Source organism: Candidatus Spongiihabitans sp. (assembly GCF_965237845.1).
In the GTDB taxonomy this organism is placed as follows: domain Bacteria; phylum Pseudomonadota; class Gammaproteobacteria; order Arenicellales; family Poriferihabitantaceae; genus Spongiihabitans.
Map to the genome: position 1 here is coordinate 2,528,324 of NZ_OZ250154.1, position 13,255 is coordinate 2,541,578.

The 13,255-nt window shown below is 47.2% G+C and carries 14 protein-coding genes; 2 read left to right on the top strand and 12 right to left on the bottom strand.

What is annotated here, in order from left to right; genetic code table 11:
* Nucleotides 1-20: 20 nt before the first annotated feature.
* The gene (aroC, locus tag ACPXXB_RS12120; protein ID WP_423907753.1) at nt 21-1,124 is read right to left on the bottom strand and encodes a chorismate synthase; all 1,104 of its coding nucleotides are present in this window, start codon (nt 1,122-1,124) and stop codon (nt 21-23) included.
* A gap of 57 nt (nt 1,125-1,181) precedes the next feature.
* Complete coding sequence (locus ACPXXB_RS12125) at nt 1,182-1,925, bottom strand: N-formylglutamate amidohydrolase (protein ID WP_423907755.1); 744 nt, start codon at nt 1,923-1,925, stop codon at nt 1,182-1,184.
* 88 nt (nt 1,926-2,013) lie between these two features.
* Here ACPXXB_RS12125 and ACPXXB_RS12130 point away from each other — a divergent pair, with 88 nt between their 5' ends.
* On the top strand, nt 2,014-2,910 hold the full coding sequence (locus ACPXXB_RS12130; protein ID WP_423907756.1) for a DMT family transporter: 897 nt from the start codon (nt 2,014-2,016) through the stop codon (nt 2,908-2,910).
* A 45-nt stretch (nt 2,911-2,955) separates the two neighbouring features.
* Here the strand turns inward: ACPXXB_RS12130 and trpD are convergent, their stop codons facing one another.
* The 5 genes from trpD to surE form a co-directional block, all read right to left on the bottom strand.
* Entirely contained in the window at nt 2,956-3,987 is a 1,032-nt protein-coding gene (trpD, locus tag ACPXXB_RS12135) for an anthranilate phosphoribosyltransferase (RefSeq protein ID WP_423911174.1), read from the bottom strand.
* A 72-nt stretch (nt 3,988-4,059) separates the two neighbouring features.
* Nucleotides 4,060-4,842 carry a peptidoglycan DD-metalloendopeptidase family protein gene (locus ACPXXB_RS12140; protein ID WP_423907758.1) on the bottom strand — a complete coding sequence of 261 codons (783 nt, stop codon included), beginning with the start codon at nt 4,840-4,842 and terminating at the stop codon, nt 4,060-4,062.
* Between the two features lies 1 nt (nt 4,843).
* Nucleotides 4,844-5,422 carry a YqaA family protein gene (locus tag ACPXXB_RS12145; protein ID WP_423907760.1) on the bottom strand — a complete coding sequence of 193 codons (579 nt, stop codon included), beginning with the start codon at nt 5,420-5,422 and terminating at the stop codon, nt 4,844-4,846.
* Nucleotides 5,419-6,111: a protein-L-isoaspartate(D-aspartate) O-methyltransferase gene (locus ACPXXB_RS12150; RefSeq protein WP_423907762.1), complete on the bottom strand. Its 693-nt coding sequence runs from the start codon at nt 6,109-6,111 to the stop codon at nt 5,419-5,421. Before ACPXXB_RS12150 ends, ACPXXB_RS12145 begins: the two co-directional genes overlap by 4 nt.
* A gap of 52 nt (nt 6,112-6,163) precedes the next feature.
* On the bottom strand, nt 6,164-6,919 hold the full coding sequence (surE, locus tag ACPXXB_RS12155; RefSeq protein ID WP_423907764.1) for a 5'/3'-nucleotidase SurE: 756 nt from the start codon (nt 6,917-6,919) through the stop codon (nt 6,164-6,166).
* 190 nt (nt 6,920-7,109) lie between these two features.
* Here surE and ACPXXB_RS12160 point away from each other — a divergent pair, with 190 nt between their 5' ends.
* Nucleotides 7,110-8,972, top strand: a complete 1,863-nt coding sequence (locus tag ACPXXB_RS12160) for an ABC transporter ATP-binding protein (protein WP_423911177.1) — start codon at nt 7,110-7,112, stop codon at nt 8,970-8,972.
* A gap of 103 nt (nt 8,973-9,075) precedes the next feature.
* Here ACPXXB_RS12160 and ACPXXB_RS12165 read toward each other — a convergent pair whose 3' ends face one another.
* From ACPXXB_RS12165 to ACPXXB_RS12185, 5 genes are all read right to left on the bottom strand, one after another.
* The gene (locus ACPXXB_RS12165; RefSeq protein WP_423907766.1) at nt 9,076-9,297 is read right to left on the bottom strand and encodes a hypothetical protein; all 222 of its coding nucleotides are present in this window, start codon (nt 9,295-9,297) and stop codon (nt 9,076-9,078) included.
* Between the two features lie 12 nt (nt 9,298-9,309).
* Nucleotides 9,310-9,762 (bottom strand): hypothetical protein, encoded by a 453-nt coding sequence (locus tag ACPXXB_RS12170; protein ID WP_423907767.1) that lies wholly within the window; start codon nt 9,760-9,762, stop codon nt 9,310-9,312.
* A 599-nt stretch (nt 9,763-10,361) separates the two neighbouring features.
* Nucleotides 10,362-11,108, bottom strand: coding sequence for a PmeII family type II restriction endonuclease (locus ACPXXB_RS12175; RefSeq protein ID WP_423907769.1), 747 nt, complete (start codon nt 11,106-11,108; stop codon nt 10,362-10,364).
* Nucleotides 11,089-11,946, bottom strand: a complete 858-nt coding sequence (locus tag ACPXXB_RS12180) for a DNA-methyltransferase (RefSeq protein ID WP_423907770.1) — start codon at nt 11,944-11,946, stop codon at nt 11,089-11,091. Before ACPXXB_RS12180 ends, ACPXXB_RS12175 begins: the two co-directional genes overlap by 20 nt.
* A 171-nt stretch (nt 11,947-12,117) precedes the next feature.
* Nucleotides 12,118-13,125, bottom strand: a complete 1,008-nt coding sequence (locus ACPXXB_RS12185) for an adenosine deaminase (RefSeq protein ID WP_423907772.1) — start codon at nt 13,123-13,125, stop codon at nt 12,118-12,120.
* Between the last annotated feature and the right edge of the window lie 130 nt (nt 13,126-13,255).

The window sequence follows — 13,255 nt, forward strand, 5'->3', positions numbered from 1 at the left end:
GCAATGACCGGTATGCACCACTAATTTCGGGGTAGCGGGAAATCGCTTGGCGTATTTTTGAGGCCGCGCAGATTCTGAGCGCGATCCCTCAAAGCGTGGTCCATCAACACCAATGCCAGCATCGCCTCAGCGATCGGTACAGCACGAATGCCGACACAGGGGTCGTGCCGTCCGCTGGTTACCACATCAACAGGTTCATTGTTCAGGTTGACCGTGTCTCCAGGCACCTGAATACTCGAGGTCGGCTTAAAAGCAACTTTGACCTGAATATCCTGTCCACTGGAAATTCCACCGAGCACGCCACCAGCATTATTGGACTTAAATCCATGCGTGGTGATTTCGTCTCGATGTTCAGATCCGCGCTGGGCGATGGCATCAAATCCCGCTCCAATTTCCACACCCTTGGCCGCGTTAATACTGATCATCGCTTTAGCGATATCAGCATCCAGTCGATCAAACACCGGCTCTCCCCAGCCAACCGGTAATCCCGACGCTTCGACCAATATACCCGCACCAATAGAATCCCCTGCTTTTCGGGTTTGCATGATTAACGTCTCCAGTTGACCAACCACCCCGTTGTCGGCCACAAAAAATGGGTTTTGGTTTACCTCATCCCAGTTTTTAAGATCAATTTTTATGCCACCGATTTGGTAAACACAACCTCGAATCTCCACACCATAGTGAACGCTCAAATACTTTTTTGCAATTCCGCCGGCCGCAACCCGCATAGTCGTCTCGCGCGCAGAAGAACGCCCTCCACCACGGTAGTCACGAAATCCATATTTTTTGGTATAGGTGAAATCCGCGTGACCGGGACGAAATCTATCCTTGATTCTGTCGTAATCGCGCGCTCGTTGATCCTGGTTTCGAATCAATAATCCGATCGGTGTGCCGGTGGTCTTGCCTTCAAAAACACCAGAGAGAATTTCGATTTGGTCGCCTTCCTTTCGCTGGCTGGTATATTTTGATTTGCCCGGCTTTCTACGATCCAGATCAACCTGCAAATCCTCTTCGCACAGCGTCAATCCCGGTGGGCATCCATCAACAATACCGCCGAGGGCGGCACCGTGACTTTCACCGAAAGTAGTCAGGGTAAATAATTTTCCGAAACTGTTTCCAGACACTTTTAAAAACGGTAAGAATTAAAGTGCCTAATTGTAACTTATGGGCAAATAAATGGGTTAGTTCAGGATTGGAGAGACCGCATGGCAAACCAATTCAGTGATTTTGACTTGACCGGCACTATCGCTAATCAAGTCCTGTCGGATCTCCAGCAGCGCTAATTCCACACCGCGCTCATGCGAGTGTATTGCCTGGGCATACCCATGCGGGTCTGTGGCGTGGTACGGTTTGTTATCGCCGATGTTAAAACCAGTCACTTTTGACAGGTTTCCGATCAGTTGTTTCGCCAAAACTTCATCCTGATCCCAGAGAACGCCCATTTCCCACGGGCGAACCATGCCATTCATAGTTGGCGTAAAACTATGCACCGCTAAAATAATCGGCCTGTTGTGTTTTGAAATAAGGTTATTTACCATATCCTGATACTGATTGTGGTAAGGATGGAAATAGTTATTGATGCGGTGGGTTCGCATCTCATCGGTCAGATTTAAATTGCCGGGGATTTCAACGCCATCGGAGTATTCGGCAATCAGCGATGGATCATGGAGATGACGATTTAAATCGATGACTAAACGGGAGTACTTGGCCAATAGCAAAGGCGCATCAAAAAATTCTGCCAGCCTGATTGCCACTTGCTTAGCGCCAATATCATAGGCAATATGCCGCCTCAGATAATCTGGATTCAATCCAAGACCCGACAGAGAATCGGGGATTAGATTCTCCGCATGATCGCAAGCAATTAACAAAGCAGATGAACCCTTGGCGTTAATCACCTCAAAAGGGTGAATTTGATTGTTAATCACGTTTTATACCGCTAATTTTATTAGAGTGGAAAGTTGTTTTTTGTTTTTTCTTTGTTGTTGATTCAGAATTTAAGGCACCAAAAAACCAATGCGGAATAGTATTACAGACTACGCACTTTTGCTATTGCTGGCGGTAATCTGGAGCACTTCATTCCTGCTCATCAAGGTCGGGGTCGAAACAGTTCCGCCATTTATCCTGACCGCCAGCAGACTCACCATCGCTGCGTTAATATTCTGTATCTATCTGGCAATCAAAGGGCAATGGATTCCTATGCATCCACGAGCCTTGCTGCTCTATTTTGTATCCGGCGTAGTCGGCAACAGCCTGCCATTTGTGCTGATAAGTTGGGGCGAAATTTATATCAGCAGTTCGCTTACTGCTATATTGATGGGGATAATGCCGATCAGCACTTTCGTGCTGGCACACTACTTTGTCTCAACAGAATCAATGACTCGGCGAAAGGCCGCGGGTGTTTTCTTTGGGTTTTGTGGATTGATAACGCTGGTTGGGCTGCCTGCATTATTGGGCCTGGGCGACCATATCCTGGGGCAGATTTCGGTTCTCGGGGGCGCGCTAGGTTATTCATTCGCCACCATATTTGTACGCCTGCAACCGACCTTCACGGGTTATAAAATGGCTGCCGGTGTAAATATCGTTGCAGCAATGGTAAGCATACCATTGGCTTTCCTGTTTGAATCTCCTTTTGAGGCAACCCCTTCTTCGGAAAGTTTGTGGGCGATCCTCGTTTTAGCCATCCTCCCGACAGCAATCGCGTCTCTAATATATTTCCGCGTGATCAAAAACCTCGGGGCAACCACATTTTCCCAAATTAACTATGTGATTCCAGTATTGGGCAGCATTTGGGGCGTATTAGCGCTCGGTGAAATACTTGACTGGAACACATTCATTGCAATGTTCCTGGTGCTGTGCGGTATTTATTTTATTCAATCAAAATCTGGCGCCCAATCAAAATCCGGAGGCTGACTTTTTTGATGTATCAGGCGAGTTGCAAACGCTCGAATCTGCGCCTTACGAAAATGCGTCCTGAAATGAGTTTGAAACCTCCTTCAGGTGATCCAGCTTCTCCAGACCTTTGCCGCTATTTAAGATTTCATGGGCAAGTTGCACGCCTTGTTCAATGGAGTCGGCCAAATCGCCGGCATAGATGGTCGCTCCCGCATTGAATGCGATCATATCATGGGCCTGACCGGCTTCACCTGCCAGGGCTTTTTTAATCACACCTAAACTCTGGTTGGCATCGGCAACAACAATGGATTCGAGATTCGATTTCGCCATCCCAAATTGCTCAGGACTAATCCGGTATTCAGAGAATGTGCCGTTATTGTATTCTGCAACTCTGGTATCAGCAGCGATGGAAATTTCATCCAGCCCATCATCGGAACACACCACCACAGTATGCTCACTGCCGAGCTCGGCAAAAACTTCGGCGATAGGTCGAACCCAATGCTGGCTAAACACGCCGACCAACTGGAATTTGGCTTCAGCAGGATTGGTTAATGGCCCGAGCAGATTGAATATCGTGCGTATGCCGATTTCTTTTCTTGGGCCGATGGCGTGACGCATTGCCGAATGATGGGCCGGCGCAAACATAAAACCGACCCCGCATTGATCGATACACTGGCCCACTTGTTGCGGGGTGATGGCGATGTTCACGCCCGCGGCTTCCAGCACATCCGCGCTTCCCGAGTTGCCCGTTGCCGCGCGGTTGCCATGTTTGCCCACGCTCGCTCCGGCCGCGGCCGCGACTAACGCGCTGGCGGTTGAAACATTGAACAGTTTGGCGGCATCGCCGCCGGTGCCCACGCTGTCCACAATTTTGTCCGAGCGCGTAGTCACTTTCGCCGACAACTCGCGCATTATCGTGGCCGCACCGACAATTTCATCCACCGACTCGCCTTTGACCATTAGCGCAGTCAGGAATGCACCAATCTGCGCATCGGTGGCCTGCCCGGACATAATCAAAGTCATCACCGATTGCATTTCTTCTCGGCTTAGATCCTTGCCAGCAACAAGCCGACGATTTGCCGATTGCAGATTTATATTATGCTGGTCTATATTATGCAGGCCCATATTATTCTCCAATTATTCTGTGGTTTATGGACATAGTATTTGTCACTTTAAATACTTCAAGGGATCGACTGGCTTGCCGTCTTCACGAATTTCAAAATGCAGCATAGTGGTTTGCGTGCCGCTGTTTCCCATGCGCGCAATTTGTTGACCGGACTCTATGGTTTGCCCTTCCTTAACCAGGATATCGCGGTTGTGCGCATAGGCGCTCAAAAATCGGGGGGAATGCTTGACAATAATTAACTTGCCATAGCCCCGTAAACCCTCGCCCACATAAACCACATCCCCTGCTGCGGTGGCTTTTATGGCACTTCCCGCGGCGCCGGTGATTTGTATGCCATTACTGCCTTTTGCTGGCGAATACTTGCCGGTCAACTTTCCTTGCGCGGGCCAATTCCACTTGCCGGGCGCTTTGGAAAAGGCGACTGCCGGTGCAGCTGAAGTATCGCCGACAGCGGTATCGGTCACCGTCGGAGTCGGTTGTTTAGCCGGTAATATGGTCGCAACAACTAATTGCTTAACCTGGGGGGAAGCCGGGCTCGACGCCGAGTTAGACGAAGCTGTTTTAACCGTTTGCTGGCGTAATCTGATGACCTGTCCGAGCTTGATGGCATATGGCGGCTTTAGATTATTCCATTTGGCGATGTCCAGAAAATCCAGTCCGACACTCCAGGAAATGTTATAGATGGAATCGCCCGGTTTTACCGCATATGCTTCGGGAATCTTTCGGGATGGTGATTTATTGATGACTGGCGGCGCGTGCAGCGCACAGGCGCCCATGAAAATCACAACAACCGCGATAATACCAATGCCTAAGAATTTTTTCATGCTAAACAAGTATCAGATACCCTGCCACGACCATCGCCAATACGCCCCAGCCGATCCATTCCATCCATTTGTTCAATATCGGTTCTATTTTTTCACCGCCCCACCATAACAAACCAGCCACCAGGAAAAATTGTGATGCACGACCAACTATCGAAGCAAGTGTAAACGGTATCAACGCGATTCCCATCACACCGGAGGTAATCGTGAATAACTTGTAAGGCAGGGGGGTCAGCCCGGCAAGCAATACCAGCCAAACACCGTACTGGTCAAACCACTCTTTCATTTTCATAAATTTTTCCTGTAAATGATAGATTTCCAGTATGGGTTGGCCGAGTTGATCAAACAAAAAATAGCCGATGAAATAACCAAATATCCCGCCCAGTACCGATGTGATTGTGGCTAAGGAAGCCAACCGCCATGCTCGATCTCTGGTTGCCATTACCATCGGCGCAAGCATTAGCGATGTCGGGACCGGGAAAAACGAGGACTCGATAAAACTAACGCCGCCAAGAAATTTTTCGGCATGAGGGTGGCTGGACCATTGCATCACCTTGCGGTAAACAGGGCCGAAAATTTTCACAGGCTTATTTTACCGTTTAACATGGGCACGAAACGCACGGCTTCGCGCTGTTGTTCATCAAATCCCCTTGCCGTCCTGGTAATAATACGCAACCGCTGACCTTCCCCGCCGCCTACCGGAATAACCAACCTGCCGCCCTGAGACAACTGAGCCGTTAACGTTTGAGGGACGGCTTCAGGCGCGGCGGTCACGATAATGCCATCAAAAGGCTGGTTGCTTTCCCAACCCAGAAATCCGTCTCCATTCAGGTAACTGATATTGCGATATCCGAGATTGGGCAGTCGCTGTTTTGCTTCGGCTTGCAGTGAAGCGATTCGCTCGATAGTAAATACCCAAGTGGCCAGCTGAGACAGAATCGCAGTTTGATAACCACAACCGGTACCGATTTCCAACACTTTCTTAACCGTAATATCGCTTTTAAAAATGAATTCGGTCATTAGGGCGACGATAAATGGCTGGGAAATTGTTTGACTTTGACCAATCGGCAACGCGGTGTCCTCGTAAGCCTTATGCGCCAACGCCTCGTCAATAAAAAGATGCCGGGGCGTATCCAGCAGCACACTCAAAACTTTTTCATTGACAATCCCCTGCTCACGCAATCTATCGATTAACCTGCGTCGGGTTCGCTGCGATGTCATGCCTATGCCTTCGCGCCGCCTGGATTTTGGACTGAATTTTGGGTCAACCATGATTATCTAAAACAATTCATCAAATCTTATGTCAATGTGTGATCAAGGCGGTTCAATTATTGAGCCAGTCATCTATCACTGGTATATTTTTATAATGCGTCATATCAATTGTTAATGGTGTAATTGATATCTTACCCTGATTAACGGCGTAAAAATCTGTACCTGTTCCGGCATCTTCCTCTGCGCCCGGTTGTCCTATTCGGTAGATATTATCACCATCGACGGGATTCTCGCTAATGATTGGCTCGGAATGGCTGCGCTTGCCCAATCGAGTCACTTCCATGCCGTTAATTTGATGGTAGGGCAAATCGGGAACGTTGAGGTTCAACAAGCAATGTCCAGACATTGGATGGGCATTAATTTTTTCGAGCAAATTCAAAACAACCTGGGCCGCCGTATCAAAGTGTTTTAGCGCCTCTCCCGCCAAGGATACCGCTATGGCAGGCAGACGCAGGAATCGACCTTCAATTGCCGCCGCCACGGTACCGGAATAGATGACATCATCGCCTAGATTGGCGCCGTTGTTAATGCCGGAAACCACGATATCCGGTTGCCAGCCGATTATTTTGGCCAACATGCCGGCAATGGCTAAATGCACACAATCCGCTGGCGTACCCCGTACCGAAATGAATCCGTTTTTATGGTTTCGGACTCTGATGGGTTTCCGCAAAGTTAGTGAATTACTGCTGCCACTACAGTTAGTTTCCGGGGCCACCACAGCAACATCAGCGACCTCCGAAACCGCCTCAAATAATGTCAATAGTCCTGGCGCATTGTAACCATCGTCGTTGCTGAGCAAAATTTTCATGGCGAGTTTATACAGGGTTGCCGAACAAAAGTCATATAGATTCCGACAATTTTATGCCATATTCAACCTGCTTCAAGACCTGAGACCAAGACCTGATACCCAGATGACAACCACAGGCATACCTTCGTGACAGAAAAAATCGTATCATTGCCCGCATCAGTAAACCCGAGCGCCCAAGTTGATTAACGCTATTTTCACCTGGTTTGAAAAGTATAGCGATCCTTTTCCTGAGGACCTGCCTTCAAAACCGCCGTCATCCTTGCTCGGCTTTGTGGCCCACTACGCCAAGCCATTTTGGCGTTTGATCGCCGCCGCCGCGGTGCTGTCAACCATCATTGCGTTAATAGAAGTTTACCTTTTCTCTTTTGTTGGAAATCTGGTCGATTGGTTGATTGCAACTGATCGAAGTTCTTTTTGGGAAGTTCACCAAACAAAAATCATTGCGGTAAGCATTCTAACCGTGGCGGTATTGCCGCTGTTAAAATTCTTTTACGAAGCCGCGGTCCATCAGGGCTTGCTGGGCAATTTTGCTATGCGCACGCGTTGGCAGGCGCACCGATATTTACTGCGCCAGAGCGTTGAATTTTTCCAAAACGATTTCGCCGGCAGAGTGGCGGCGAAGATGATGCAAACTTCTCTCGGCGTGCGTGACGCTATTGTCAAACTAACCGAAGTCTTGCTCTATGTCATCGTTTATTTTTCCGGCGCCGTTATTATTTTTGGGGCAAGCGATATTCGCTTGACTTTTCCGATGATTGGCTGGTTGGTCGGCTACATAATCATTATGTGCCTGTTCATACCAAAACTGCGAAAAGTTTCCATGCAGCAAGCGGAAGCTCGGTCAATGGTTACCGGCCGGGTGGTGGACAGCTACACCAACATCACCACGGTCAAGATGTTCGCTCATGCTAATTACGAGGATTTGTATGCCCAGGAAGGAATGCAAATATTCCTTGATACGGTCTATCGGCAAATGCGCCTGGCGACAACATTGTCGATTTGTTTAACCACAATGAACGCGTTGCTGCTTTTCAGTGTGGCGGCCAGTTCGATTTGGTTATGGCATGCCAGTGTGGTAACCGCCGGGTCGATTGCCTTCGCCATGGGGTTGGTCATACGACTCCAGGGCATGTCGCAATGGATCCTTTGGGAAATTTCCGGGTTGTTTGAGAATATTGGGGTAATCCAGGATGGCATTGAAACCATTTCTAATGATATTTCCATCGTCGATGCCGCGCAAGCACGACCTCTCGAAGTCAGAGACGGTGTGATCGAATACCAAAACATCTCTTTTAACTATGGAAAAGATGATGGCAACAGCGGCGTTATAGAAGATTTATGCCTGTCTATCAACGGCGGAGAAAAAATTGGAATTGTCGGCCGCTCAGGCGCGGGTAAATCCACATTGGTAAGTGTGTTATTACGATTCTACGACCTAGGCAAAGGGAAAATTCTGATCGACGGCCAGGACATCAAATCGGTGACCCAGGATAGTTTACGCGCGCAGATTGGCATGGTAACCCAGGATACTTCACTACTCCACCGCTCTGTGTTTGACAACATTCGCTATGGCAATGCGGAGGCCACGATGGAAACAGCAATAGCCGCAGCAAAGCAGGCCAAGGCGCATGATTTCATTAAAGATCTGAAAGATTTACGGGAGCAAATCGGATATCAGGCGCATGTCGGTGAACGCGGTGTCAAGCTGTCAGGAGGTCAGCGACAACGCATCGCCATCGCCAGAGTGTTATTAAAGAATGCGCCAATACTGGTGCTTGATGAAGCTACCAGCGCCCTCGACTCCGAAGTTGAAGCGGCAATCCAGGACAGTCTCTATAAATTGATGGCAGGCAAAACGGTTATTGCCATTGCCCATAGGCTATCCACCATCGCCCAGATGGATCGATTGGTGATTATGGATGAAGGACAAATCGTCGAACAGGGAAGCCACAATGAACTCCTGGAAAATGGTGGTTTGTATAGCGAATTATGGGCCAGACAATCCGGTGGATTTCTTGCATATGACTTAAAACAAAATGATAAAGCCGCGTGAAAATCAAAGCGGCGGCGTTACGCCGTGTGCATTTCGATTTGAAATTGCTCTACTTTCAGCGTTTTTGCCAACTTAGCCAACTCGTCTGGAAGCGTGCGTTCTGTTACCAACACAGCCCGCGCAAACTTTTGGGTATTCTTTTCGCTGACATCCAGTAAATCACACCGCCACGCGCAATAAACAGCGCGATACTTGACGCATTGATAGATGCCTCGTTTAAGTCGTCATCCGAAGATATGCAAGATTTTACCTCTATTAATGTAACTCCATCTTTCCGCACGAACACCACGTCGACGCTGTCGCCAGATGGCAACGAAAATTCCATTTCTCCATTACCTCAATTGCCTTGATTGCTCTTACCATCTCTTTCATTGGTAATTTTCGGCACCTCGTTAAACAAAGATTCATAAACTTTATTCCACGATTGATAAGAGAATATGTTTTGTTGAGCTGCGGCTACTGTTTCACGCTTACCTTTCGAATCTAAACTTTCCCATTTTTTAAAGCCAGAAAAGCCGCGAATCCCAGACCCGGGTAACCTGGTTTGTGCATTTACTACGATTGCGCTAATTGCTGCTGGCACTTTTATTTTTTTGCCATCAATCGCACCATTCAACTCGCCCAACAGAGCGGGAAGAAGAGCATGAAAATGTAAGCGCAGACCAACCTCTCTATTTTTTATAAGTGCACGTTCATATATGCCCTTATATGTAATCGGATCTCCTCTTGAAATCACTTCAAGCAGTATATCCATAAGCAACTTATGGCGTTCGTCTAACGAGTCAGTCATTGTCATGTTCCTTAAATTTTGATCATCATTTTGCCCCAGTTGGAGCCGTCGAAATAACTTGTGGGAGAACCTCCAGTTGATTAGTCAATAAGCGTTTCATTTCGGAGTAGCCGGGCGGCGGTTGATTATGGCGGAATTATAGCTGAAACCGCACTTTTACACGCATAAAAATGCGAATTTTCCACACTTTTATGCGCGTAAAGATTTGGCGGATGGGGCGAATACAGTCCGTGAATCAGGATTTTCCAGAATGCGCGGGGGTGGGTGGATTGAGAAACTTGTTACACTACTAGTAGCACCTAAGGCATTATTCGTCAGACTGCATAGTTATGCAGAGCAGAACGAATCGGAAACGAATTGAAACAAGCAGGCTTAAAATAACGAGGCACAAATGAGATATACCGCCGTTCTTGAAAAGGCGAACCGATTGCAACGCCCTGCAGTGATTTTGTGCAAGCGGAAGCGAATGTTGCATAACAGGAACACGCGGAGATTCCAATCCGGCCTGATCATCGCAACCCCTTGTCGCCGGTTAAAACTTTCTCGGCATCAACTCTTTCTCATCCGGCCAGAATAACCTAAATTTGGAGTTATCCGGGTCAGCTCCTTAGATTTTCTGTTGCAGAGTTTAAACGAACCAGTTTGTCCCAATCAATCTCTCCATTATCCTTGCACAGCAGATTTGCAAATTCCTTGGTAAATTTATTGATTATCTGTGAGTATGATCCTACAAAATCATCATTTTTTTCTTTGGCTTTATAACCGAGCGGTTCAATGATTCTGGTAAATAGCTCGCTATCGTCCGAAATAAACTCCCAAAATCGTTGACCGCAGTATTTAAAGTAATCGCCCTTATCCGGCTTTTTATCCTTACCATAGCAGCAACCATTTACAGCGAGGATGTTTAGTTGTGAATTACTGGTTCTTAATGTTTTCTTTGCGGTTATGAAATCCGCTTTCATTTTCGCTATTTGCGAACTGTTGCCCCAATTCGGTCCGGATTTAATGGTTACGATGTATCTTGTGTTGTCAGCGTCGAACTCAAGATCAATCCCGGTGATGCCTGATTTTCGACCATCATAGACTGCATGGTTAATAAAAATAGCGAGCCCTTCCAGCCAGTCTCCAAAAATGGTTTCTTCGTTTGATGATATATGAGCATCCACCAATCCCTTTATGATTTGCTCGGCAGTTAAAACATATTTCGCTTTGAACAAATACGGATTTTTCCGCTTGAGAACATTTGACAACTTTAATTTGTCAAGACTTTGGATGCGTTGTTGATGAAAAATGCCTATATTTTCTTCAACGTAAAGTGTTACATCTTTAAGGGCTAGTTTTTTCATATTTTTCCTTAGGTTCAAATAAATACATCTCGACTGGGTTTATTTTCTTTCTTACCATTTCACAATATTCGGGGACAAGGTCTATACCTATTGAGTTCCGTCTCATCTGGTTAGCGACAAGCAAGGTTGTCCCCGACCCCATAAATGGATCAAGCACCAGGTCTTTTTCTTTCGTGAACAGCTTAATAAACCATTCAGGCAATCCCGCAGGAAATGTTGCGCTATGATTTTTATTATTGCATTCAGTAGCCAAATGCAAAACATTCGTGGGGTATGCCTTGTCTCTATCCCGCCAATTTGAAATGTTCTTGCCAAACCCACTCCCTACTTTTGAAGTGTCACGCATTTTGTCGGTTTCAGAAAGGTTTTTTAATCTGGCATTTGCCCAATCACCCATCGGCACCATTACTTCTTCCTGATACATATTGAACTTTTTATTTTTATTAAACTGAAGCAATCTTTCCCATGCGTCCCTGAATCTATTCGGCCATTTCCCCGGATAGCAATTTTTTTTATGCCAAATAAACTCCTCTGTCCACAACCATCCTTGCCTGCGCATTTCTAAAATGAGTTCCATCACATAAATACTACGCTCTCCATTAACTGCTTTTTCCTTGATGTTCAAGACAAAAGTTCCTGACGGCTTAAGGACACGTAAAAGTTGTTCTGAAATGGGCAAAAACCAATTAACATATTCATCCGGATGCATACCGCCATATACATTTTTTCGCTGATCAGCGTAAGGAGGCGATGTAACAATAAGGTCAACAGAATCATTCGGGAGCAGTTTTAACTGCTCCTTGCTATCGCCAAGGTGTATGTCTGTTGTTATTTCCATTCTATACTCGTTTCAAAAGCGGTTTGTCGATGCTGGTTTTTCCGTGTGCATTGTCCAAGTTTGAGCATCATAGGCAACATCACATCACTGGTCAAGCAACCTTGAATCGTTGGCGCCGATGCTCAATAGCGCCAAAGGTGAATTCAATGGGATTGATTGTTTCTCGAAACCTCATCGCTTATTCCAAACGTAACCAGCTAACTCACTTTTTAGTTCGTGCTTGCGCGCGGTCTCGACAAAAGCCGCATCAATGGCGTTACTTGAAAGTTGCGCTAAGTCGTGGTGGGAAAGATTCAGCGCATCGGTAATCGCCTCAAAATTTTCGTTCATATAGCCGCCGAAATAAGCCGGGTCATCGGAGTTGATGGTAACGCGCATACTCTGGTCCAGCATCAGCTTGAGTGGATGTTCAGTCATGTCCTGCACCACACATAATCGGGTATTGGATAATGGGCAAACAGTCAACGGCATTTTTTCGGCAACCAGGCGTTCAACCAGCGCCGGGTCCTGCAAGCAACTGTTACCATGATCAATACGATTAACCCGCAACCGGTCCAACGCACTGTAGATATATTCCGGCGGCCCTTCCTCTCCAGCATGTGCGACACACAGATAACCCTGGCTTCTCGCCTCGGCAAACACTTGCTCAAATTTTTCGGGAGGATTATCGCGCTCACTGGAATCGAGACCGACGCCGATAATTTTCTCCCGGTAAGGTCTGGCCAGATCCAGGGTGTTAAACGCATCAGCCTGGTCGAGATGGCGCAGGAAACACATGATGACACGAGAACTGATGCCATAATCCCGCTCAGCCGCCTGCAAAGCACGGCTAATGCCATTGACTGCCACATCAAAGGAGAGGTCCCTGCAAAGATGAGCCTGAGGGTCGAAAAATATTTCCGTGTGTCGAACATTTTGTGCGTGAATCCGGGTTAGATAGGCGCAGGTCAGATCGAAAAAATCCTGTTCGGTCTGCAACACGTTCATGCCCTGGTAGTAGATATCGAGAAAATCCTGCAACCGGGTGAAGGCGTAGGCCTGCCGCAGTTCGGTTACGCTCGAATACGGCAGTGCAATGCCATTGCGCTCGGCAAGTTCAAACATCAATTCCGGCTCAAGCGTCCCCTCGATATGGCAGTGTAATTCAACTTTGGGCAAGCCTTGAATAAATCTCTTCATATCAGTGAAATTGCTCGGGTTATCGACGATATATTTTCGGAAGGGGGGGCTTTTAACCGCGCAAAATCATCACGAAAGGGCCCGGCTTAGCCAATGCTGTTTCATTTATAATTATTGGCATTTACAATTG